At 52.1% G+C, this 537-nt stretch carries 2 rRNA genes; both read left to right on the top strand.

Annotated features, from left to right (window positions below):
- Positions 1-51, top strand: a 16S ribosomal RNA gene (locus ACFOTD_RS34520); the annotation flags it as partial.
- Positions 52-413: 362 nt separating this feature from the next.
- A 23S ribosomal RNA gene (locus tag ACFOTD_RS34515) occupies positions 414-537 on the top strand; the annotation flags it as partial.

Genomic DNA, 537 nt, shown 5'->3' with positions numbered 1-537 from the left:
AAGTCGTAACAAGGTAGCCGTATCGGAAGGTGCGGCTGGATCACCTCCTTTCTAAGGAGCCCTTCGGGGCAATACGAAAGTCCGTAGTTTTAACCGCTCGAGTTCAGTTTTGAAGGAGAAATCCTTCGAATGATGCCTTATGATGCATCGGCTTTTCTTCCAACATTTGATGGTGGCGGACGACCCCGGGACATGGTAAGCTATCATTCCGCCGCTAAAAACGGCAGCTTGTTCTTTGAAAACCGGATAGCGAAACGAAAATGCGCAAATTAGAAATTCTCTACATTGCCTTGTGTGGCGAGCTTAGAGCGAAGCATGGACGAATTGAAGCGCCTTTCGACAATCAGTTGAGCCGTGTATACGGCGAGACGGGTTGATGGGAGAACGCGGTGAAATCGGGCATGCGGAGCATAGGTTAAGCTATTAAGGGCGCACGGAGGATGCCTAGGCGCCAGGAGCCTAAGAAGGACGCGGCGAACAGCGAAATTGCCTCGGGGAGCCGTAAGCAGGCTTTGATCCGGGGATGTCCGAATGGGG

Source organism: Cohnella sp. GCM10012308, from assembly GCF_042649185.1.
GTDB lineage: Bacteria > Bacillota > Bacilli > Paenibacillales > Paenibacillaceae > Cohnella.
The sequence above is the reverse complement of the archived record's forward strand: the minus strand, read 5'-3'. Positions and strand labels throughout refer to the sequence as shown.